The organism is Anaerobacillus sp. MEB173, assembly GCF_052119505.1.
Classification (GTDB): Bacteria; Bacillota; Bacilli; order Bacillales; family JBJMAU01; genus JBJMAU01.
Map to the genome: position 1 here is coordinate 119,895 of NZ_JBJMAU010000005.1, position 20,228 is coordinate 140,122.

General features: G+C 38.8%; 23 protein-coding genes, 1 riboswitch and 1 other annotated feature. Of the genes, 1 reads left to right on the forward strand and 22 read right to left on the reverse strand.

The features are described from left to right. Positions 1–106: 106 nt before the first annotated feature. Positions 107–1,117: a PstS family phosphate ABC transporter substrate-binding protein gene (locus tag ACJ2A9_RS12415; protein WP_441421981.1), complete on the reverse strand. Its 1,011-nt coding sequence runs from the start codon at positions 1,115–1,117 to the stop codon at positions 107–109. Between the two features lie 222 nt (positions 1,118–1,339). After that, positions 1,340–2,074, reverse strand: a complete 735-nt coding sequence (locus ACJ2A9_RS12420) for an MBL fold metallo-hydrolase (protein ID WP_441421982.1) — start codon at positions 2,072–2,074, stop codon at positions 1,340–1,342. 260 nt (positions 2,075–2,334) lie between these two features. On the opposite strand from ACJ2A9_RS12420, the gene ACJ2A9_RS12425 reads away from it, so the two are divergent. Beyond that, the gene (locus ACJ2A9_RS12425) at positions 2,335–2,817 is read left to right on the forward strand and encodes a hypothetical protein (protein WP_441421983.1); all 483 of its coding nucleotides are present in this window, start codon (positions 2,335–2,337) and stop codon (positions 2,815–2,817) included. A gap of 79 nt (positions 2,818–2,896) precedes the next feature. Here the strand turns inward: ACJ2A9_RS12425 and rpmA are convergent, their stop codons facing one another. The 20 genes from rpmA to ACJ2A9_RS12525 all read right to left on the reverse strand — a co-directional run bounded on the left by rpmA (position 2,897) and on the right by ACJ2A9_RS12525 (position 19,922). Then, positions 2,897–3,187 carry a 50S ribosomal protein L27 gene (gene rpmA / locus ACJ2A9_RS12430; RefSeq protein WP_441421984.1) on the reverse strand — a complete coding sequence of 97 codons (291 nt, stop codon included), beginning with the start codon at positions 3,185–3,187 and terminating at the stop codon, positions 2,897–2,899. Between the two features lie 2 nt (positions 3,188–3,189). Beyond that, on the reverse strand, positions 3,190–3,534 hold the full coding sequence (locus ACJ2A9_RS12435) for a ribosomal-processing cysteine protease Prp (RefSeq protein WP_441421985.1): 345 nt from the start codon (positions 3,532–3,534) through the stop codon (positions 3,190–3,192). Positions 3,535–3,545: 11 nt separating this feature from the next. Then, positions 3,546–3,854 (reverse strand): 50S ribosomal protein L21, encoded by a 309-nt coding sequence (gene rplU / locus ACJ2A9_RS12440; protein WP_441421986.1) that lies wholly within the window; start codon positions 3,852–3,854, stop codon positions 3,546–3,548. A 13-nt stretch (positions 3,855–3,867) separates the two neighbouring features. Then, positions 3,868–3,962, reverse strand: a sequence feature (ribosomal protein L21 leader region). Positions 3,963–4,027: 65 nt separating this feature from the next. Continuing rightward, entirely contained in the window at positions 4,028–5,521 is a 1,494-nt protein-coding gene (locus tag ACJ2A9_RS12445) for an Rne/Rng family ribonuclease (protein WP_441421987.1), read from the reverse strand. Positions 5,522–5,660: 139 nt separating this feature from the next. Next, positions 5,661–6,524 carry a M50 family metallopeptidase gene (locus ACJ2A9_RS12450; RefSeq protein WP_441421988.1) on the reverse strand — a complete coding sequence of 288 codons (864 nt, stop codon included), beginning with the start codon at positions 6,522–6,524 and terminating at the stop codon, positions 5,661–5,663. Beyond that, positions 6,517–7,317, reverse strand: coding sequence for a peptidoglycan DD-metalloendopeptidase family protein (locus ACJ2A9_RS12455; protein ID WP_441421989.1), 801 nt, complete (start codon positions 7,315–7,317; stop codon positions 6,517–6,519). Before ACJ2A9_RS12455 ends, ACJ2A9_RS12450 begins: the two co-directional genes overlap by 8 nt. A 202-nt stretch (positions 7,318–7,519) precedes the next feature. Next, a complete protein-coding gene (minD, locus tag ACJ2A9_RS12460) occupies positions 7,520–8,314 on the reverse strand; it encodes a septum site-determining protein MinD (protein WP_441421990.1) in 795 nt (264 codons plus the stop codon). An 18-nt stretch (positions 8,315–8,332) separates the two neighbouring features. Continuing rightward, positions 8,333–9,013 (reverse strand): septum site-determining protein MinC, encoded by a 681-nt coding sequence (gene minC, locus ACJ2A9_RS12465; RefSeq protein WP_441421991.1) that lies wholly within the window; start codon positions 9,011–9,013, stop codon positions 8,333–8,335. Between the two features lie 62 nt (positions 9,014–9,075). Beyond that, positions 9,076–9,612 (reverse strand): rod shape-determining protein MreD, encoded by a 537-nt coding sequence (gene mreD, locus ACJ2A9_RS12470; protein WP_441421992.1) that lies wholly within the window; start codon positions 9,610–9,612, stop codon positions 9,076–9,078. Next, positions 9,609–10,490 (reverse strand): rod shape-determining protein MreC, encoded by an 882-nt coding sequence (gene mreC, locus ACJ2A9_RS12475; protein ID WP_441421993.1) that lies wholly within the window; start codon positions 10,488–10,490, stop codon positions 9,609–9,611. Before mreC ends, mreD begins: the two co-directional genes overlap by 4 nt. Positions 10,491–10,503: 13 nt before the next feature. Then, positions 10,504–11,544 carry a rod shape-determining protein gene (locus ACJ2A9_RS12480; protein ID WP_441421994.1) on the reverse strand — a complete coding sequence of 347 codons (1,041 nt, stop codon included), beginning with the start codon at positions 11,542–11,544 and terminating at the stop codon, positions 10,504–10,506. Positions 11,545–11,837: 293 nt separating this feature from the next. Then, positions 11,838–12,509: a RadC family protein gene (gene radC, locus ACJ2A9_RS12485; RefSeq protein WP_441422188.1), complete on the reverse strand. Its 672-nt coding sequence runs from the start codon at positions 12,507–12,509 to the stop codon at positions 11,838–11,840. Between the two features lie 36 nt (positions 12,510–12,545). After that, complete coding sequence (locus ACJ2A9_RS12490; protein ID WP_441421995.1) at positions 12,546–13,142, reverse strand: Maf family protein; 597 nt, start codon at positions 13,140–13,142, stop codon at positions 12,546–12,548. Between the two features lie 247 nt (positions 13,143–13,389). Beyond that, positions 13,390–14,802 (reverse strand): aspartate ammonia-lyase, encoded by a 1,413-nt coding sequence (gene aspA, locus ACJ2A9_RS12495; RefSeq protein ID WP_441421996.1) that lies wholly within the window; start codon positions 14,800–14,802, stop codon positions 13,390–13,392. A gap of 253 nt (positions 14,803–15,055) precedes the next feature. Continuing rightward, on the reverse strand, positions 15,056–16,108 hold the full coding sequence (locus ACJ2A9_RS12500) for a hypothetical protein (protein WP_441421997.1): 1,053 nt from the start codon (positions 16,106–16,108) through the stop codon (positions 15,056–15,058). Between the two features lie 274 nt (positions 16,109–16,382). After that, positions 16,383–17,063: a hypothetical protein gene (locus ACJ2A9_RS12505; protein WP_441421998.1), complete on the reverse strand. Its 681-nt coding sequence runs from the start codon at positions 17,061–17,063 to the stop codon at positions 16,383–16,385. Then, positions 17,047–17,637 carry a PilN domain-containing protein gene (locus tag ACJ2A9_RS12510; RefSeq protein WP_441421999.1) on the reverse strand — a complete coding sequence of 197 codons (591 nt, stop codon included), beginning with the start codon at positions 17,635–17,637 and terminating at the stop codon, positions 17,047–17,049. Before ACJ2A9_RS12510 ends, ACJ2A9_RS12505 begins: the two co-directional genes overlap by 17 nt. After that, on the reverse strand, positions 17,638–18,627 hold the full coding sequence (pilM, locus tag ACJ2A9_RS12515) for a type IV pilus biogenesis protein PilM (RefSeq protein ID WP_441422000.1): 990 nt from the start codon (positions 18,625–18,627) through the stop codon (positions 17,638–17,640). A gap of 125 nt (positions 18,628–18,752) precedes the next feature. Further along, positions 18,753–19,505, reverse strand: a complete 753-nt coding sequence (locus ACJ2A9_RS12520) for a prepilin peptidase (RefSeq protein ID WP_441422001.1) — start codon at positions 19,503–19,505, stop codon at positions 18,753–18,755. A 12-nt stretch (positions 19,506–19,517) separates the two neighbouring features. Continuing rightward, a complete protein-coding gene (locus tag ACJ2A9_RS12525) occupies positions 19,518–19,922 on the reverse strand; it encodes a type II secretion system protein (protein ID WP_441422002.1) in 405 nt (134 codons plus the stop codon). Positions 19,923–20,058: 136 nt separating this feature from the next. Then, positions 20,059–20,142: riboswitch (cyclic di-GMP riboswitch) on the reverse strand. Between the last annotated feature and the right edge of the window lie 86 nt (positions 20,143–20,228).

The following is a 20,228-nucleotide window of genomic DNA, read 5'->3' on the forward strand; positions in this document are numbered from 1 at the left end:
AAACTAATTATAGGAAACTGCTATCATAACATGGCAATAAGATGAGAATGAAATAGCTTCTCATCTTATTGTTTACTCATTAATTAAGGATCAACATTTTTTAAAATTACTTTAATCCGTTTAAAGCTTCGATTGCTGCTTGAATATCGGCATCCGATAAAGGTGCAAATCCTGTTTCAGCTGCTACTTGTTGTGCGTTTTCCATTGTGTAAATCGCATAATCTAATACTTGTGGTTTTTCTTTCGCTAAATTTTTATTTAAATAAGTGAATACTGGGCGAGTAAACGGTGCATAATCACCATCTTCAGCAATTGTGTCTAATGATGGTTCAACTGGGCCGTTACCAAAGTCAACCTTAACAGCTGTTAATTTATCAGTGTTGTTTGCATAGTAACCATATCCAAAGAAGGCAATTGCATTCTTTTCTTTAGAAACTAAATCAACTAATGTAGAGTATTCTTGTTGAAGATTAACTCCTTCTACTAAATCTTGTTCATCGAGAATTTTTTCCCAAAAGAATTCATACGTTCCGTGGTTTTCGTTAGGACCCATCGCTACGATTGGCTCGTTCGGGAAATCCGGACGAATATCTGACCAGTTTTTATTCCCTGCACTTGCTAGGAAAATATCAATTACTTCTTGTTCAGTTAATTCTGTTGCCCAATCATTTTCTTTGTTAATAACAAATGTTAATCCATCTAAAGCAACTTTTAATTCTTGAACTTCAATTCCTAACTCTTCAGCTGTTGCTGTTTCTTCGTCTTTAATTTGACGAGAAGCATTATTGAAATCCGTTCCATCTTCAACTAAAAACTTTTTAAAACCAGCTGATGTACCAGCACGGCTTACTTCGACAGAAACATCCTCTTCTTTATTAACCATGTAATTTTCAGCCATTTGAGCCATGAATGGATATACTGTACCTGATCCATCAATCACGACTGAGCCTGAAAGTTTTTCATCAGTTGCTCCCTCTGTTTCTTCTACACTTTCACTTGCTCCAGTTTCTGTTTCATTTGGTTGTGAAGGTGTGTCTTCACTGCCACCCCCACATGCTGCTACGATCATCATTACTGCTGCCATGACTAAAAATAGTAGAAACTTCTTTGCGCTCACTGATTATTTCCTCCTCATGTTTACAAAAAGTTGTTGATAGATTTTGTCGATTTCTTTTTGATTTATCTCTATCACAATTCATAGTATAGAAGAGTAATATTAAGTTAGTTTTGAGGCGTTGTTAATAACGTGTAAAAGAAATGTAAAGGTGAATTTACAAAACAAAAAAACGTATAATGACCAATTTCATTCATTACACGTTTATTTTTTCTATTAATCTTGCTACAATTCAATATTCCATCCTAATGAGGCTACATTTACATTTCCTTGAAAATGTTTTTTCGCATCCGCTTCTAACTCAAGCACATTACCGAAATGCGGGTGATGTGTAAGTAACAAATGCTTAACATAGGCTTTTTGTGCTACCTTTGCTGCATCAGTACTATTCATATGTCCATAGGTAGCTGCAGTCTGTCCAGCGTAAAAGCTTGCCTCACAAATAATCAGATCGGCATGTTTTGTAAAATCAATCAATTCCTCATAATAAGCCGTATCAGCACTATAGACGATCACTTTTGACTCACATTCAATCCGCATAGCAAAACATGGAGCAGGATGAATTGTTTTGCTAAAGGTAATTGTAAATGGTCCAACTTGTAACGTGTCGTCTTCATGATATGGAGTTGCCACTACATAAGGCTCTTTTCCCAATTGTTGAAAGGCCGCTTGATCATATGTATGTCCGTAAACCGGTAGTGACGTTGTTATTTTTCCTAATTGTGTTGCAATTAGCCTAGCATATTGTAATGGACCAATATCGGCTATATGATCCTGATGATAATGAGACAGAATAACAGCATCCAATTGTTCAATTGATGCAAATTGCTGCATATGTGATAACACACCACTCCCGCAATCAATGAGCAATGTAAAGCCGTTATGTTCTAATAAGTAACCTGACGTTGCTTCCCCTTGCTCAGGATATGCCCCCCAATGTCCTACAACTGTTAATTTCATTTACAACACACCTTTCAGTTTAGTTAAAAGTTGTAAGTTGTGACTGCAAATCCTTGGAAGTTTTTCACCTCATAGAAAAAGCCCACACAACTCTAAATTCTAAACTCTAAACTCACTTTTAACTTTCAACTTATTACATGGAATTATTCACCAAAAGCTACCGGCTGTAAAGAGAAAAGAAAATTTTCTAAGGATAAAAACTCACAAATACCTATAGGCTGAATACTATGACTGTGAAAGAAAAAGGAGGAATAAAAACTATGAATCATATGAACATGCCTAATCCAAGCCACCACATGCAAGATCCAACAATGAATCATTTGAACGTGCCTAATCCAAGCCACCACATGCAAGATCCAACAATGAATCATATGAACGTGCCCAATCCAAGCCACCATATGGAAGACCCAACAACAGCCCATCAGCCACATGCACAACAAATGTATGACGCCTGCAATCAATATCATTTATATTTTGTCAAAATGCAAACAGATGATGGTCAAATGCACGATGGAATTATTGAAGATGTGGATCAAGAAGGTGTAACATTACTTACTCCAGAAGGAGATATGGATAACGATCATCGCTTTGGATATCCAGGAGGATTCTACGGTCCAGGCGGATATGGAGGTTTTTCACCATATGGTCATGGGTATGGTTTTCCACGCAGATTTCGCCGTTTTAGAAGACGTCGCTTCCCGCTTCACAGATTAAGAACATTCTTCTTCCCGTTCTTCTATTAAATTGGAAAAGAACGTTAGTATTAAACTCCGCAAAAAAAAAAAAGCTCCAATCGACTAATCGATTGGAGCTTTTTTTTGATTATGCTTCTTGAGCAACTGGGTATACACTAACTTGCTTGCGGTCACGACCTACACGTTCGAATTTAACAACGCCGTCAACTTTAGCAAATAAAGTGTCATCTCCACCTTTACCAACGTTTACACCTGGGTAAATACGAGTACCACGTTGACGAACAAGGATTGATCCACCTGTTACAGTTTGTCCGTCAGCACGCTTTGTACCAAGACGCTTCGAGATTGAATCACGACCGTTCTTTGTACTACCTACCCCTTTTTTCGATGCGAAAAATTGAAGGTTCATTTTTAACATGTTCATTCACCTCCTGTTTTTTCAGAGATTTTAATATGTTTTCCGTATTCTTCAGCAATTGATTGAAGCGAAACAATCATGCCTTCTAAAAGAAGTTGAACTTTCTCGTTTGTAGATTCTACTAAACCAGTCGGAACTACACAGCGGAGAAAGCCACCATCATCCTTCATTTCAATCTCAAGCTGTACTTTGCATATAGCATCTATTGCATTTACTGTTCCAAAGGAAACAGCAGACGCTCCGGCACAAACAAGATCTTGTCCATACGGACCTGACTCAGCATGACCGCTCATTGAAAACGAGACAATCTGCTGTTCTTGATTACGCTCAACATTTACTTTGATCATATGCGTTAACCTTATGCGTTGATTTTTTCAATAACAACTTTAGTGTAAGGTTGACGATGACCTTGCTTACGACGGTAGTTTTTCTTCGCTTTCATTTTGTAAACGATGATCTTTTTGTCACGGCCGTGTTTTTCAACTTTACCAGTAACTGTTGCACCTTCAAGTAAAGGCGTACCAACTTTAAGATCGTCTCCACCTACCATTAGGACTTTATCGAAGCTTACTACTTCACCTTCAGCAGCGTCTAGCTTTTCGATGTAGATTTCTTGACCTTCTTGAACTTTGATTTGTTTTCCACCAGTTTCAATAATTGCGTACATCTTGTGCACCTCCTCTTATACTCAGACTCGCCATCCTAGGTGCTACGACGAAAATTGTAAATCCGTCTTAAATAGCTTAAAACCTGTTCTGTGCGGTTGTAGTTGTTTGGGTGCTATCCAAATAACTAACAAAAAATATAATACCATATTACTAAATTCATTGTCAATCGATTTTACATGCGTTTCATCCGCTCAAGTACATCCATTTCTGAACCAATATGACGAAACGAATATTCCATTTCGTTCATATGCTCATTTTCCTTTATGTATATCCGGTAATGAAAGACTGATTCAAGCTCCTTAAGGTGATTGTCTCCTTCACCTCGGATAATTCTCGCAACATTTGGCGGAACTTCGAGTAGAATTGCCTCATCATCCATGTTACGGTATTCCCATAATAACCGCTCAATCCGGTAGGCTTGTGCTTCATCAGACAGCACTTTTCCCTTGCTGTCACAGGTTGGACAAGACTTCGATAAGCTGTCTTGTAAATTTTGACGGACCTTTTTCCTTGTCATTTCCACTAAGCCTAGGCCTGTAAAGCCTACTACATTTGTTTTTGTCCGGTCGTTTTCTAATGCTTTTGTGAATGCTGCTAACACTCTTGCTTTATCAGCATCATTTCTCATATCAATAAAATCAATAATAATAATCCCACTAATATCACGAAGGCGCAGTTGTCTGGCAATTTCCTTTGCTGCTTCCAGGTTTGTTCTAACAATCGTATCTCTTAGGTCTTTCTTTCCTGTAAACTTCCCAGTATTGACGTCGATGATGGTTAGGGCTTCTGTTTGATCAATAATTAAATAGGCACCATTCTTTAACCATACATGGCGACGTAACGATTTTTCAAGCTCAGCCTCAATACCGTATGCTGAGAATACATTTTCTTTATCACGATACATTTTCAACCGTTCGCGTAAGTTCGGGTATGCCTGCAGTAACTCCTGTAGACGTTGATGATCTTTACGATTATCGACAACGATTTCTGAAACATGATCAAAAGAAAAATCACGGACAATTCGCTCTAACAAGCTGATATCTTGATGGATGAGTGCAGGCGGTTTCAGTGCTTTGCCATCTTTCCAAATATCCTGCCATACTGTTCGTAAAAACTGAATGTCCTGTTCAATCTTATCAGTTGCGATCCCTTCACAAGAAGTGCGAATAATGATCCCTTCATTTCCTTCACATAATTGCTCCCCAAATACTCGCCACCGTTCACGTTCCTCCTCAGACTTCATTCGTCTTGACACGCCAACATAGCCACCTTCCGGCATATAGACAACATAACGCCCTGGAAACGATACAACCCCAGTTAACCTTGGCCCTTTCGTTCCAAAGCCTTCTTTTGTAACTTGAACGAGAATTTCTTCCCCTTTCGTAACAAACTCTGATATATTCCGATTTTTCTTTTCCTCATCAGGCAGGTCTAACCGCTGAAATGACAATAAGTCATCACGATACAAGAAACCATTCTTATCACGACCAATATCAACAAATGCAGCTTGCATGCCAGGCAATACATTGACAACTCTACCTTTATAAACATTGCCAACAATACGATTTTCAACCGGGCGCTCAATCATGAATTCAACTACTTTATCATGCTCAGTTATGGCAACGCGACGTTCTGTTGTCGCTAAATTAAATATTATTTTTTTCAAGCTTCACTCCCCCTTTCAACCAGGTGCTACTTTCTATTTTACCGCAACTTTGAGTAGAAATCCTCTTAAGCTGAAATGTATTTATAAGTTAAAAGTTGAAAGTTGATAGTTAATAAAAAAACATGACAGTCGCTTACTGTCATGTTTTGATTAGGAGGTCACCAACTTGGTTTCTCGCTTTATTTTTTTCAAAAAAGGCTTGTAATAGTTCCTGTTCCTTAAAAACAAACTGACACTTATGGTTATGTTGAATAACAATTTCGTGACAAACTCCTCGTTCAAATTGTTTTAAAATATCTCCAACCTTCGTCTGTTTTTCAACCTGCAACGCCTTCATTTGACGCTGATTCACATCATTATAATAGCGTTCCAATAAAAACCTCATAAACACATAATGCCTTTGACGCCATTCAAGGTAATGTGAAATCAACAGAAAACTAATCACAATCCATAGATTTAAATGAAAAGGAAAGTAGAAAAAACTAGCAACCATTCCAATCAGAAGTATGCAAAATGAAAAGGATAATGCATTTTTATGTGCGTCTCGATACGGATAAGCAAACGAACAGAGTAAAAACAATAATTTACCACCGTCTAGTGGCCAAACCGGTAATAAATTAAAAAGAAGAATGGTGAGATTATGTTTGATAAATGTTTCATGTTCTTGAAGTGTCCAAAAGTCAAAAGAAAGGAATAGAAATGATAACCCAATAAGCCAAAGATGCTGTAATGGACCAGCAATAATGACGAAGAACTCCTCTTTAAATGGCCGATTTCCATGCTCATCAACTTCTGCTACTCCTCCAAATGGGAGCAATTCAATTTTCTTAATTCGCCATTTAAAAAAATGGGCCATACACGCATGACCCATTTCATGAATGAAGACAATTAAAAAGACCATAATAACTTCACGAAAATAACCTGTGATTATACCAATTCCAATAATAAGCCAAAAAAAAGGATTAATCTTTACTTTCGTTAGTAGGGAAAGATAACTATTCAAATGAAATCACTTGAATCGGATCAATATAAGACTCCCCATTTTTCAAAGCAAAATAATAGATACCCATATTTGCTCCATCAAGCCTTGATACTGTCCCTAAGTGATGCCCGCTCTTTACATGATCATATAGTTTAACATTAATCTCTTCTAATTTGCCATACCATGACTCCCCGCCATCGTAATGTTGGACAATAACTGTTTTTCCAAGATCCTCATATTCACCAATGTATTGAACAATCCCGCCTTTTACAGCTTCTACATGTGAGTCCGGACCAGTCTCGACAACAACTCCTGTCCCATTTTTTTCAAAGCTTTCTGCTACTCTGCCTGATGCAGGAACCGCATAAACAGGTTCAACTTGCTGATCATCATCAGTCACAGGAATAGCCGGCTGATCTCTAGTAGGGAGTAATGCTAACGGCTTTCCAAACTGTTCCTCATACCAATTGGAGATCATCGCAAATTGAAATTCTTGTTCATATGTCTGATGAACAAATTGCCGAGCCCCCTCCCACTGTTGTGCAGGCGACTTAAATAGAATTGCAGCAACTAGAAAGAGACAAACTGCCGCAGACATTTGTAAAATAAATACTTCCATTTTAAACAGTTTATTTCTTTTTTCTTCTTGGTTTACATCATGATCTGTTGCTACATAAAACATTGGTTCATCTCTAGCTTCGTCATGACTTTGAAAAATTTGCGGCGCCGACCTTTGCTTATATTGGACTTTGTGGTTTATTTCTTTTCGCCTGGCCGCTAATTTTTTCCTAATCTTTTCCGCCTCATTAGCCATCGCTTCACACCCTTTTTTAATTAATAATGTATAATTAATAATTGAAAATTAAAGTTCAAAAGATTTCCTTGTCCTACTTCATTTTATGACTTGTCCGTGATAGATATGACTTATCATTATTTAGATGTACGCAAAAAAACACCTGAGCTTATGCCCAAGTGCCCTTAATTATAAATTTTTAATTATTAATTATACATTGGTTTTACCTTATTCCAAAAAACTTCTTTACTTTGGAGAACACTCCCTGATTTGATTCGAGCTTCATTAACGGAACTGATTCTCCTAATATACGGCGAGCGATATTACGATAGGCAATGGAAGCCTTGCTATTCGGGTTCATCGCAATCGGTTCCCCTTTATTTGACGCTTTAATGACTTCATCATCGTCAACTACTATTCCAATTAATTCAATAGCTAATGTTCGAACAACTTCATCAACATCAAGCATGTCACCATTTTTCATCATATGCCCGCGAATACGGTTGACGATCAAACGCGGCGGTTCAATATCTTCTTGTTCTAATAATCCGATAATTCGATCGGCATCACGGACTGCAGAAGTCTCTGGGGTAGTAACAACTAATGCTTTGTCTGCTCCGGCTACAGCGTTTTTGAACCCTTGCTCAATTCCTGCCGGACAATCAATGATGACATAATCATAATCTTGCTTAAGTTCCATGACTATCTTTTTCATTTGTTCAGGTTGAACAGCTGCCTTATCCTTTGTTTGAGCAGCCGGTAATAAATCAAGACATTCGAAACGCTTGTCCTTTATTAATGCTTGCTGTACGCGGCAACGCCCTTCAGCAACATCAACAAGATCATAGATAATTCTGTTTTCAAGTCCCATGATCACATCTAAATTTCGAAGTCCTATATCTGTATCTACTAAACAAACCTTCTTACCTGAAAGGGCAAGGGCTGTACCTAAATTTGCAGAAGTTGTTGTTTTTCCAACGCCTCCTTTACCAGAAGTAACTACGATCGCCTCTCCCACGACACATTCCCCTTTCTCCTACAACCTCGTTATGTATGTTCTTAGCCGGCTTATTTGCTGCACTCGATCTGTTGCAATTATTCTTTCGTTTTCGTTTCGCCTATCTATGTAAGCATATTCCATTGGACCTTCGACTACTTCGTCCTGCTCATGAAACCGACTAAGCGTGTCCGCAATTTTTAACTGTGAAGGCGCCATAAGTGCTGCGCTGATTATCGCCTCTTCATTTCCTTCTACCCCTGCATGAGCAATCCCTCTTAGTGCTCCCATTACATAAATATTTCCCGTGGCGACAACAATTCCACCTGGATTGACATCCCCTAACAGAAGCAGATCACCTTTCACCTCAAGAACCTGTCCTGAGCGGATAATCTTTGCGACTGAAACGACTTGGCTGTCTTTTCGTATTTCTTCAGCCTCAGCCTTAGTCATCACATTCGATTCTATTGATTCTACATGCATACTCTTTGTTTTTTCAATTAAATGCCTTAACTGGCTTTCCTGATCAATAGTTAAATAACGATTTCCTACCTTTACTTTCACACTAACAGTCGGTCCCTCAAATAATTGATGATATTTTGTTGATAGTTTGTCCTCAAGCTCCTCCAACAAACTTTGAAAAGAACTGCTGTCATCAAGCAAAAAGATTAGGCCATCTTTGGTTCCTTTTATCGTCACAAAATGCTGTTTTTGTCCCATTCCAAAGTTCACCTCAACATCCTAATATTCTACATTTATCGTCTAATTCCTTTTTCTTCACTCTAATTTTCTTCTTGCTGCTGATCACGTCGCTTGAGAACTTGTAAATAGACTAAAAATTTCCGTAATGAATACGAAATAATAATCGTAAATACACCATTAAAAATAATACTAGGTAATAACCGTTCATATAAAAAGAGCTGATGCGGAGTTGTTGCAATCCCGACGATTGTGTACAGCCCATACACTAAATAATCAAGAATAGCTACCCCCAGCAAAGAAACAAAAATGACCAGAAATAAACTTCGTTGAAACACATCATATGTCAATGCGGTAACATAACCTACAAAACCCATTGAGAATAAATAAACACCTACTAAATCTGTGTAGATCAAATCATAAAAGAGACCAACAACAATTCCATAAAATGTGGCTGTTGTTCGTCCTAAAAATATAGCAATAAAAACGATGACAACCATGACAAATCTAGGTACAAAAAAAATTTCCGAACCAAAACGTTCAGGAGTGAATACTTGGACAACGGTTCCCTCTATGATAAATAGGAGAAAGACGAAAAAAGGAAGGAGAAAACGAATCATAAGTCATCCCCCTCTTCCTCTATTATTAGCTCACGTTCAAGAGAGGTCCCCGATCTCTCCACAACCATGACAAAATCCATATCATAAAAATTTGCCGCAGGCTCTACATATGCGTTTTTCGTTAATCCATATTCATCAGGTTCAACATGGACAATCTTTCCAATAATTAAGCCTCTTGGAAACATCCCGCCCTTACCTGAGCTTATAACCGTTTGATCGACCTCAACCGGTGCCTCAGTATCGATTTTCTTAAACATTAATGTCCCGCGTTCATGATCATAGCCTTCAATGAATCCAAATACACTTTCCTCACCCAGCACCATTGCAGACACACGATTTGTTCTGTCGTGATCTGTTAATAGCTGAACCGTCGATGTAAATTGTGAAACGTTCCTTACCTTACCAATTAATCCATGGGCAGTGATCACTGCCATATTTTTTTCAATCCCATGCTGTTCCCCTTTGTTAATACCGATATATTCACTCCACCGGTCAGGAGAACGATGAATAACTAATGCGGGGCGTAACGAATAATCAAATAAACTTTCTTTTGTATCAAGCATTTCTTGCAATGACTTATTTTCTTTTTGGACCAGCTGTAGCTCGACGGATAGAGCAGCAAATTCATCAAGTCTTGACTTTAAGATTTTGTTTTCTTCATAAATATTTTTCATTTCAGAAATATTCTCAAAGAAACCCGCTACATATTGAGCGGGCTTGATAAAGATGGATTGCACCCATCCGACTGAATCTTTCATAAACTGCTCCGGTACTGTTAGTCGTTCACGGTCCTTAATAGAAAAGCCAATCAATGCCACCAAAACGATAATACATACCATAAGAACAATTAGTCGTTTATTTGAAAAAAAATGTGGCATAACTTACACCTTCTTAATATTTTCTTTTTGAACGAACCGTAATTCCTGCTTTTGAACGAAACAGATGCAAGTTCTCCAGGGCACGTCCTGTTCCAATTGCTACACTATCAAGTGCATTTTCTGCTACTAACACCGGCATATTCGTCTCATCAGCTAGCACTTTATCAATATTACGTAACAGCGCTCCGCCACCTGTTAAGACAATACCACGGTCCATAATGTCAGCCGCTAATTCTGGAGGTGATTTCTCCAGCGTATTTTTCACCGCTTCAACGATTGTCGCTACAGTATCAGCTAATGCTCCGGCAATTTCTTCCGCAGAAATTGAGATTGTTTTTGGCAGGCCAGAAACAAGATCCCGACCTCGGATATCCATATCTTCAACACCTTCAGTATCACCAGCTGAACCAATTTCAAATTTAATCGCCTCAGCTGTACGTTCACCGATCATCAGGTTGTACTTCTTCTTAATATATTGAATTATAGCATCGTCCATTTCATCACCGGCAACGCGAATCGATTGACTTGTTACGATTCCACCAAGAGAAATAATCGCTACCTCTGTTGTACCACCGCCAATATCAACAACCATACTCCCAGTCGGTTCCCAAACTGGTAAATCAGCACCGATTGCCGCTGCAAATGGCTCTTCGATCGTATATGCTTCCCTCGCACCAGCTTGTTTTGTCGCATCTTCAACAGCTCGTTTTTCAACTGCTGTAATTCCAGAAGGAACACAAACCATTACATTTGGCTTGCGGGCGAAAATCGAACGGCTCTTTTGCGCTTGTTTAATAAAATATTTCATCATTGTCGCAGTAGTATCAAAATCAGCAATAACTCCATCTTTCATTGGTCGTACCGCTACAATATTTCCCGGTGTACGTCCAATCATATTTTTTGCATCATTTCCGACTGCTTCAATTGATCCCGTATCCGTGCGCAACGCTACTACGGAAGGCTCTCGGACGATAACTCCTTTTCCTTTGACGTAGACCAGCGTATTCGCAGTTCCTAAGTCAATACCTAAATCTTTAGAAAAACCACCAAACATCTATGTAATCTCCCTTCAACACTTGTTTAAAAAAGGGTTTTTTAAACAACTTCTCCAAATTTTAATAAAAAATCTACCATATTATCACAGTTCATTTGCGAACCCATAACCTTTATTATACTTAAAAACACGAAAAAAAAATAGCAATTAGAATGTAAAATGTAAAATTAAAAATGTAAAATTGTGAAACAGATAAATCGATAAAATTGCTAAGGGGATATCATGTAAGATATTTCCCCCATGAATCCCCCAAACCAATTCTAAATTCTACATTCTAAATTTTAAATTTCACATTAAACATATCCCTTTTCTTTCAAACTTACATACTTTTGATCACCAATGATGACGTGATCAAGCAGCTCAATCCCAATCATCTTCCCACATTCGACTAACCGCTTTGTTACATCAATATCCTCTCTACTCGGTGAGGGATCTCCAGATGGATGATTATGTAAACAAACAATGGAGGCAGCCGAACGACGGATCGCTTCTTTGTATACTTCGCGCGGATGGACAATTGAGGCATTAAGACTTCCGATAAATACAGTCTGTCTATGAATCACTTGATTTTTCGTGTTTAAATACAAACAGACAAAATGCTCCTGCGTTAAAAAACGCATATCTTCCATAACATAACGTGAGACATCTTCTGGCGAGCGAATCACATAACGTGCCTCAAGTTGCAACCGGCTCATTCTGCGCCCTAATTCAAGCGAGGCTTGAATTAAGACTGCTTTTGAATCACCAATTCCCTTAATTCCTTTTAGCTCTTCTACTGTTGCTTCCTTTAAGAGGTGTAGACCATCAAAGTGCTGTAGAACCCGCTGTGATATTTGCAGTACGGATTCATTTCGCGTACCAGTACCTAAAACAATGGCTAACAATTCTTGGTTTGACAAAACATGTGCACCTTCGTTTAACATCCGCTCTCTTGGGCGTTCACTAATGGGGACATCGCGGATCATAAGGGGTTTTTCTCCCACTTACAATTCCTCCCTGCTTCATGTTTTTTCTGTTTCATGTTTCGTAAGGACCGGTTTCAAGCCAAACTGCTCCAGTTCTCTTACCGTCCTCGCAAGTGGTAAACCAACGACTGAGAAATAATCACCTACAATACCCTTGACTAATGTAGCTCCAAATCCCTGTATGCCGTAAGCACCTGCCTTGTCAAACGGCTCTCCGCTTTCAATATATTGATCAATCTCCTCATCTTTTAAATCCCAAAAGGTCACCTTTGTTCTCTCATGAAAAGTAATTGTTTCTGTTGAAGTAACAATGGCCACACCTGTATAAACCTCGTGACTGTTGCCCGAGAGGGATTGTAACATATTTTTTGCATCAGCAGCATTCTCTGGTTTTCCTAGTACTTTTTGATCATGGGTAACAATTGTATCTGCACCTAGAACTACAGCTTGAGGATAGTCCTTGGCTACAGCAGACGCTTTTTGCAATGCTAATGATTCAACAATAGCACCTGGAGATTGAGTAGGATCGACTAGTTCCTGAATATCACTTGTGATAATGGAGAATTGGAGATGTGCTTGTTCAAGGAGTTCCTTACGGCGTGGGGAGCCTGAAGCTAAAATGAGTTGTTTCATGAAGATCACCCTTTACGTTTGTTGAGGTATATTATGTACAAGGATGTAAATTTAGAATACCACTTAAATGTAAAATTGAAAATGTAAAATGTAAAATTATTTTGCTCACTACTAAAAAAAGTTCCCCATCTTATACACCTGCCGAAAGCAGTCCATTGAAAATAGCAAAAAAAAGCCTGCCCTTTACTATCATTCGACAAGAACAGACTTTTTATAATGGTATTTGCAAAAATAATAGGAAACTCTTCTAAAAGAGTAAGCTGGCTCCAGCAATCCCTGGGTTCGTCATTTCTTTTGGATCAAGAATTTTGTTCAGTTCATCTTCTGATAGAATTCCTCGCTCTACACAAATTTCCCTTACTGAACGATTTGTTTGGATGGCTTCTTTCGCAATTCTTGTTGCCACCTCATAGCCTACGTGAGGATTAATCGCGGTAATAATTCCAACACTTTTTTCAACCAATTCACGGCAGCGGTCTATATTGGCCGTAATGCCTTCAATTGCAAACTCTCTAAATACTTTAATTCCATTTTGTAAAATCGAAAGAGACTGCAACAAATTAAAGACAAGCACCGGCTCCATTACATTCAATTCAAGCTGACCAGCTTCCGAAGCCAAACAGATCGTATGGTCATTGCCTATCACTTGGAAGGAAATTTGGTTAATAACCTCACACATAACTGGATTAACCTTCCCTGGCATAATCGACGATCCCGGCTGCCTTGGCGGGAGATTAATTTCATTGATCCCCGTTCTTGGCCCTGAACTCATTAAACGTAAATCATTGGCAATTTTTGATAGATTAATCGCCGCAATTTTTAGCGAGCTGGAAAGTTCTGTATAGGCATCGGTATTTTGCGTAGCATCAACTAAGTCTTCAGCACTTCGAAACGGCATTCCCGTATGCTCAGATAAATATCGAGCCACTTTCTCAATGTATTCTGGCATGGCATTTAGTCCGGTTCCTACCGCAGTTGCCCCCATATTAATTTCATAGAGATGATCAACCGATTCCGTAATCCGGCCCAAGTCTCTCGTAAGTACACGGCGGTACGCACCAAATTCTTGTCCTAATCGGATTGGAACTGCATCTTGCAAATGTGTCCGGCCCATTTTGATCACATCATCAAACTCATTTTCTTTCATTTGTAATGCAGAAATTAAATCATTTAGCGAGCGTGTCAGCCCTTTCGCTAAATTTAAGCAAGCAATATGAATTGCGGTTGGAAAAGCGTCATTTGTAGATTGAGCCATATTCACGTGCGTATTAGGACTTACTTTAATATACTCCCCTTTTTTGCCGCCAAGCAGCTCGATTGCCCGATTGGCGATAACCTCATTCGCATTCATATTAAAAGAAGTGCCTGCCCCGCCCTGAATCGCATCAACAATGAATTGATCATGAAGCTTTCCTTCTATAATTTCATCGGAGGCTTTCACAATTGCATCAGCAATCTTTTCATTTAAAACCCCAACATCACGATTAGCCATGGCCGCTGCTTTTTTCACATAGGCAAAAGCACGAATTAACTCTTGATGTGGCGGATAACCAGTAATCGGAAAGTTTTCCTTTGCTCTTATTGTTTGTATGCCGTAATAAGCATCAACGGGTACTTCTTTCTCCCCTAATAAATCACGTTCAACACGAACATTCGTCATGATAAACATCCCTTCATTATAAACTTTCAGAAAGCATCTTAAAGGTAAGCCTTTTTCCTATGATTTACAATAGATAACCTTATTTTCAAAACTTTCAAATTTATTTTCTGTGTAATCTATCCTATGCGATGCTACACTCTCATGTACGATTTAACTATTATGTTAACCAGTACTATTGTCTCTCATCCATAAACTCAAGAAAGGTATGTCTTCGCATTAAAAAACAAGCATCCTCCCATTCATGGATGCTTGTCTAACCGTTACTTTGAGCTTTTTGAATTAGTTCTTGATAGATTAGTAAACCATCTAATAATGATTGCTGTACTTGCCAAAATTGTTGATTGGAATTAGGCTGTTTCAGTTGCTCAACCGCTGAAGATAACGAGCTCGCAAACGCACTAGCCGGCTCGGATAACTCCGAAAAATCCGATACAAACTGCTGCTGCTTTTCTTTCCATTGAACGTGCTTTTGCTCAATGGCTGTAAGCTGTTTTTCCGTTGGGCTGGAGCTGTTTAAACTATTTACAGATAATGTTATAAGTTCATGAAAAAGCTCCCCTCCTTCAGCAAGAAAAGTAGCACTTGACGTCTCAGTAGCTGGCATCTGTACAGTAGGAATTGTCAACGACTTCAGGTACACCTCTTGTCCATTTTCTTTATATAAATCAGCTACAGCAGCTGCCTCCTCACGATTATTTCCAACACCAATAAATAATAACACTGGCTCATTTGCCTTAGAAATTACCGCAGCATAACCAGAGCGTTGAAGGTTAGCAACTCCCACTTCCCCTTTATCTGCCGTAGAAAAAGCTCCTCCTTGAACAATATCAACAGTAAGAGCTGGAATTGTGACTTCACCTTCTGTAATCACAGGGGTACCAAGTGGCTCATTTGTCTCCATCGAAGGTGCAGTCGTCGGTTCAATTCGATCACTTGTAAAAACAGTGAGTACCATAAAACCAAAGCTAATTCCTATAATTACCGCCGATACAACCGCTATTATCATACTCATCGGCAATGATTTTAACGAAAGGCCGATGGTTGTCCGACGCTTTTTCTTTCGTTTCAACGGAAGCTTAGGACCTTGCTCACGATTTCCATCATCCCAAAATGGCTGATCATTCTTTTTTCGTTCATGGAGACGCTTGCCAAAATCAATGATTTTTGACGTCTTCTTTTCGGGCTCAGGCAATGATAGTAGCTCGTCCTCTTCATTGGCCGCTGCCGCCTCAGGTTCTGCAGACTCTTCATAATTATGCTTTTTCCCGTTTAAGCGGATCGAAATTTGACGGTGGTCCTTGTCCACTCCTTGTCAGCCCCTTTCATACAAAGGTTTACTATATATTCTATTCTATTATTATTTCTTACTAGATAGAACTATGATTGGTTAATTTAAAATGTAAAATTAGTTTAAAGTAATGGAGTTTGGAGTTGCAAGTTGTTGTGAACTGAAAAAGCTGCTAGGAATAGCATTCACCAATTCTACATTCTAAATTTTAAATTCTAAATTATAATTAAACCTTATCATAATCGGGTAAAAAAAGAACAAGACTTTTGTCGTCTTGTTCTTGAAGGTTTTGTCACATTTCATTTTCATAATAATATATTGACAGATCAATGGTAAATGACAGGTCTTGGTCCTCTTCATCTGTGAAGAACAATCCTTCTTCACCCGGTGCAGTGAAATTAACGGTATGAATATTTGTAATCCGCTCTGCTTGCTCTAATTCCTCAATAAAATCGATTAGGCTGTCATAGTCTGGCGATGTCACATTCAAACTTAAACGAATCGTCTGTATTTCCTCTGGATGAACAACCTCTACAGCTTCTTCTACTGGTTCATCTTTTCTTTGCCCGATACTCGCGGCCTCTTCTTGGAACTCTTCATATTCATCAATAACAGTGTACGTCTCATCTGCTTCCGTAAGTTCACCGCCATACTGACTGAACGAAACAGAATTTATTGTTGTTCCTGATACCGCCTCAACGGCTTGAAGAGAAAGCAAGTATTGATCAACAGCACGGTGAAGTGGAACTCTCCTCTCAAGCATTGCCGTATTTTCCTCCGGCTGTACATCACGATCTCCTCTTTTTTCTAGCGCATCGATCAATTGCTGCTCAAAAGCAATTGCCTGTTCCTCCTGCTTCAACTGTTCTCGTGCAGGTTGAAGCAGGAAATAATAAAACATAGCCAAAATGAGAAAAAGGACAGCTAATCCAACGATGACAATTGTTCTTCTTTCACTAATCCATTCGTTCATTCTGCTTCAACCCCTTTACAAGCTCTCCGCGGTCTACTTCAAGCGTAAAATTCACATCATAACGAGGAATAACAGAATGATTCCCTTCATCTTCCCAATCAAACTCAAATGATGTAATTGTATTCACCTTTACATCAACAAGAAACGGTGATTCCGTTAATTGTGTCACATAAAGCGATATATCCTCTAACGTTTCGAATTGCGTTTGAATAGCTGCCAGTCCATTGTTATAGCTAAACGTACTTAAATAAGCATGATCAGGTAAACAGTTCATTAAATCATCAATTAAAATCGTCGTAGGAACTGTAAGTTTTTCGATATGTTCAACAGCTTCCTGTAAGGTCACGTTATGGCGGCCCACTGTAGATGCTTGCTGTTGTTCAAGCTCCAGCCGTTGTTCTATGAGCTGTGCCTTCCTCACTTCGGCCGCTTCGATATCACCACGCAAATCAAAATAAACAAACATAAAGACAGTAAGCATTAAAAGCCAAATTAAAACGAATACTCCTAATAAAACAATAAGAAAAGAGCTTGTTCTAAGCCTTTTCGGCAATAGGTTAATATCTACTAACAACTAGTTCACCTCTTTCAAGGACAGCCCTACAACAGGAATAAATGGCCGGCTAACGTGCAAATCATCATGCTTTGGCAAAATGGACACAGGTATACCGATGATCCCATCAAGACGCTGTTGAATATCCTCCAAATACGGATGATCACCTGTAATGATGACTTGATTAACTTCTTTATTACCTTGATGCATCGAAAATTTATAGAAGTTCAACATCCGTTCAATTTCAAGATGTTGGTCATGAATTTGTCCCCACATCGTCTCCATATCACCATTGTATTTCCAGCGCAGCTCACCTTCGATCGTTTGCTGACTTGTCCAATGATCATTATCCTCCGTTGTCAAGGCTTCAAAGCGAAGAAACTCCGGACAATGATTTGAAAAGATGCTAATTGACACCGTATGTATATCAAATTGAGCAAATAAATAATTTTGCCCGCGCATTGCAAGATCACTCTCGTAAAAGTAGCGATAAAGTCCTAAAGCCGAAATATCAGCAGCAACAGGTTCCAGCTTTGCTTCCTCTAACACATCACTATATTTCAGCACCTCATCCTCTGGTGCCGCAAATAACACACCCGCTCGTGTCCTCTTCCCTTCCTCTAGAGGAAACGGATACACATCAAGAATTGGATTTTGAAACGGTAAATGCAGTGAAGTCCCCAGCTCAAGCATAAAATGGCCGTTGATTTCTTCCTCAGGAATATTGGTTGGGATCTCAACCTTCCGCATGATCACCGTTGAATCAGGTACGTAAAATAAAATCGGCCGCTTTTTTATCCCCCATTCAATGACACATTCCTTTAGAAATTGTACTAATGCAGCATCATCAACAATTTTGCCATTCACAATCACACCATCAGGTAAACGCTTTTCCTTCCATCGCTTCACACCAGCTATAGTATGCGTATGATTTTCAACCATCCGAATTACATAATCATTCAACGCCAAGCTCACAATCTTCTTATTAGGTTTAAAAGAAAATAAAGACAACGCATGTCACTCCAATTGTTAATTTATAATGTAGAATTTAGAATTTAGAATTGTTGAAAGTCTCTCAAAGACGCTACTTTGAAAATGCTCAGGCTAATTCTAAATTCTACATTCTCAATTCTAAATTAGATTAGTTGTATGTACCAATTCCATAGTTGTTCGCCGTAGTAGTAGGCGGTTAGGGTGCCTAGGGCGATGTAGGGGCCAAAGGGCATCGGTTTGCCTCGTTTTACCTTTCCTACTAACATTAGCATACTACCAAAGACCGCTCCAAACAATGTCGAAAAAAAGAACGCTAACAGTACACCTTTGATCCCCAGAATAAAGCCGAGCAGTGCAAAGAGTTTAATGTCGCCTCCTCCCATACCGCCCCTGCTAGCCAGGGCTATGAGAAACAGGAGAATACCACCGACAAAAAAGCCGACAATCCCGTCCCACCACGGCTGATGAGGAACAATGAACTGAATAGGAATAAAAAGCAAAAAGAAAAACAGCAAGATTTTATTCGGAATTAACATCCTATGAAAATCAGAGATGGAAATAATAACAAGCAATGAAACTAGACATAGTGCTAAAATTAAATCTTTCCCAAAACCGATAATATAAAATGAAAACACAAAAAGAACTGCCGTCAGCAATTCAAAAAAAGGGTATTTAATTGAAATCGATATGCGGCAGCCTCTGCACTTGCCGCCTTGTAGTATGTATGATAAGACTGGAATAAGCTCGTACCAATTCAGCGTCCGCTCACATGTCGGGCAATGGGAGCGAGGAGTCACAATCGACTCCCCATCCGCCACCCGAATCCCAACTACATTAAAAAAAGAGCCTAGGACTAAGCCTAGGGCAAAAAGATAGAGATAAAGGAATGTTGTCATGGGATCAGTCCTTTAAGTTGTAGGTCCTGTATAAGTAACATTTCCCGCAGCACCAGCAACACTCCCTTTTGAATAGGTTATTGAAATGGTTGGTACATTATTTGTAAAAGTAACAGTCCAGTTATCATCAGCAACCGCTGTTTTTGTCCACGGGTCATTAATACCGCTTTCTAAGTATGTTTTTAGCTCAGTTTTATCAATGGTAGTAGTATTCCCACCTGCTGAAGCATATAATCTAGCTGCACTAGCAAGCATCTCCCCATTAGCAACCGCCGCATTTTGTTTTGAGTTCTCAATTATACCGCCAATACTAGGCACCGCAATCGCTGCAATAATCCCTAAAATAACAACTACTGCTAAAAGCTCGATTAGTGTTAATCCTCGCTGGTCTTTCATTAACTTCATTTTCTTTATCATTTATTATTCCTCCCTTGTTTTACTTTTTTCTTAAAATGATAAAAAGATATAAATAAAGTAAAGTGTTGATTCTTTACGTATTACTATTTCCAAAGTACAAAATTAAAAAAGCCTTTTTTACATTGCATACATCAACATAAAAAATGGCCGGTTGCACTACTTGCTCCTCATCATCCAAGTGCCCACATACAGATAATGACTCATCACATTCCTCTAATATCATAATCTAATTGTCGTTTCCTGTCTTCACTAAAATTATACCAATTTACCTAGGAAATAATAGTGAAATATTAGTGACATCTGCTT

What these genes read in the sequence shown, in the direction of transcription:
- ACJ2A9_RS12455 (WP_441421989.1), bottom strand. Translation starts at nt 7,317, where the DNA reads ATGGCTAATGAGGCGGAAAAGATTAGGAAAAAATTAGCGGCCAGGCGA.
- radC (WP_441422188.1), bottom strand. Translation starts at nt 12,509, where the DNA reads ATGATCCGCGATGTCCCCATTAGTGAACGCCCAAGAGAGCGGATGTTA.
- ACJ2A9_RS12520 (WP_441422001.1), bottom strand. Translation starts at nt 19,505, where the DNA reads ATGACAACATTCCTTTATCTCTATCTTTTTGCCCTAGGCTTAGTCCTA.
- aspA (WP_441421996.1), bottom strand. Translation starts at nt 14,802, where the DNA reads ATGACGAATGTTCGTGTTGAACGTGATTTATTAGGGGAGAAAGAAGTA.
- ACJ2A9_RS12505 (WP_441421998.1), bottom strand. Translation starts at nt 17,063, where the DNA reads ATGAACGAATGGATTAGTGAAAGAAGAACAATTGTCATCGTTGGATTA.
- mreC (WP_441421993.1), bottom strand. Translation starts at nt 10,490, where the DNA reads ATGCCACATTTTTTTTCAAATAAACGACTAATTGTTCTTATGGTATGT.
- ACJ2A9_RS12490 (WP_441421995.1), bottom strand. Translation starts at nt 13,142, where the DNA reads ATGAAACAACTCATTTTAGCTTCAGGCTCCCCACGCCGTAAGGAACTC.
- rplU (WP_441421986.1), bottom strand. Translation starts at nt 3,854, where the DNA reads ATGTACGCAATTATTGAAACTGGTGGAAAACAAATCAAAGTTCAAGAA.
- ACJ2A9_RS12525 (WP_441422002.1), bottom strand. Translation starts at nt 19,922, where the DNA reads ATGATAAAGAAAATGAAGTTAATGAAAGACCAGCGAGGATTAACACTA.
- minC (WP_441421991.1), bottom strand. Translation starts at nt 9,013, where the DNA reads ATGGGACAAAAACAGCATTTTGTGACGATAAAAGGAACCAAAGATGGC.
- ACJ2A9_RS12435 (WP_441421985.1), bottom strand. Translation starts at nt 3,534, where the DNA reads ATGATCAAAGTAAATGTTGAGCGTAATCAAGAACAGCAGATTGTCTCG.
- ACJ2A9_RS12420 (WP_441421982.1), bottom strand. Translation starts at nt 2,074, where the DNA reads ATGAAATTAACAGTTGTAGGACATTGGGGGGCATATCCTGAGCAAGGG.
- ACJ2A9_RS12480 (WP_441421994.1), bottom strand. Translation starts at nt 11,544, where the DNA reads ATGTTTGGTGGTTTTTCTAAAGATTTAGGTATTGACTTAGGAACTGCG.
- rpmA (WP_441421984.1), bottom strand. Translation starts at nt 3,187, where the DNA reads ATGTTAAAAATGAACCTTCAATTTTTCGCATCGAAAAAAGGGGTAGGT.
- mreD (WP_441421992.1), bottom strand. Translation starts at nt 9,612, where the DNA reads ATGATTCGTTTTCTCCTTCCTTTTTTCGTCTTTCTCCTATTTATCATA.
- ACJ2A9_RS12425 (WP_441421983.1), top strand. Translation starts at nt 2,335, where the DNA reads ATGAATCATATGAACATGCCTAATCCAAGCCACCACATGCAAGATCCA.